We start from the raw sequence: 1,594 nt of genomic DNA, 5'->3' as shown, positions 1-1,594 counted from the left end.
TGGGGTATGGCCACGATTCGTGTAAAAAGTGCAATAGGGAGTAAAAATATGGAAATAAAGTTTTTTTACTCCGTACTTTTGAATATATCTATATCGTAATTTAAAGAAGGAGTGTTTCTGTTTTTATTTATCTTATATTCACCAAATCTATTTATATGGCTTGTAATGTAGGGCGACAATGAAGAAAGTATATTTTCATCTATTTTATATCCTTTTATAATAAGTTCTTGTAAAATTTTTGACATATGATAAACATTGTAAAAAATAACACAATTGGCAACAAGGTGATTATACTTTATGATTTTTCTTTGTTCATCTCTATTGTTTTCAGCAATAATACCTTCACCACCAAAAAATAACCACTTTATAAATCCGTTGAAAGATTCATTTTTGTTTGTAGCTTCTTGTATAGTGGTTCTTAAATCTATATCAGAAATATATTTTAATAAAAATATGGTTCTGATGGCTCTTCCTAATTCTTTAAATGCTTGGTATAGTTTGTTTTGTCTACTATAACTTCCGAGTTTCTTTAAAATTGTTGAGGGAGCTATCCTTCCCATTTTTATGGATAAAACAATTCTCAACATATCTGGTAAGTAAGTTTTTATAATATCGAAATCTATATAATCAGAAAAAATTTCATCTATATGTTTACATTTGATGCTTTTATCGGGTTTGCATAAGTCTAACTTTTTCCAGTTTCTAATTCGAGGCATCAAATCTATTCCTAGTAAAAATGATAGTCCGAATATTGTTGTATTTTGACCTTGTGTATCTGCATGAACAATATTTGGTTGTATATTTGAATCATTCTTTATAAATTCATCGAGTATATAAACACCTTCCCATACGCCACATGGTATAAAACGACTAAAAAGAGCTATGTATAAATCAGATACATGGTAATAACCAATCCCACCATATCCACCATATCTAATATGATATTCAGATAAAAGATTCTGTTCATACATGTCCCATTTTGTACCATCAGCAGCAGACCTTTTTCCTGTACCCCAGTATTTAGGTAGAGGGAAAAGATTATATGCATTTATTAAATTTTTAATAGTTTTTTCTAATTTTTCTTCTGTTACATGTCTTTTGTTTATCCAAGAAAGCTGTTTTCTACTTATTTCTTGTAGTGCTTTTGATGTTTGACTAGGACCAAGATTACAACCATAACAAAATGTTGTCATAAGGTATTTTTCAATTTTATCTTTAATCTTTGAATCGAATCCAGATATCGATCCAAACTGATTTGTCCATTGAATCCACTTTTCTGTATCTGATAAAATATCTAAAATATTTACTGTTTCTAAATCTTCTGCAATTAAATTTTGTATAACCTTTAAATCTTTAGGTTCATCTTTTTTTCTTATTTTTGAAAGTATAGGAACACCATTTTTGATTTTAAGATATTGGTTTTCAGGAAAAGAATTATCAGCATCAAATATAGCTTTTTCCATATTATCTTTTAAGTGTTGGATAAATTCATTTTCTAAAACAGGTAGACCTACTTGGTTGCCAAAAGTATCAATATTATTATTGTATTCTTCCCAGCTTATAAGCTGATCTCTGTAATCAGAATAAATATCAC

Annotated in this window: 1 protein-coding gene; it reads right to left on the bottom strand. The window is 28.3% G+C overall.

Translation table 11 applies throughout. The features are described from left to right. Positions 1–65: 65 nt before the first annotated feature. The coding region (locus BUA77_RS13205) for a Tn3 family transposase (RefSeq protein ID WP_143151378.1) at positions 66–1,594 on the bottom strand (1,529 nt) is incomplete at its 5' end.

Origin of the sequence: Tepidibacter formicigenes DSM 15518 (assembly GCF_900142235.1) — a bacterium.
Lineage (GTDB): Bacteria > Bacillota > Clostridia > Peptostreptococcales > Peptostreptococcaceae > Tepidibacter > Tepidibacter formicigenes.
This window is presented reverse-complemented; position numbering and strand designations above follow the sequence as displayed.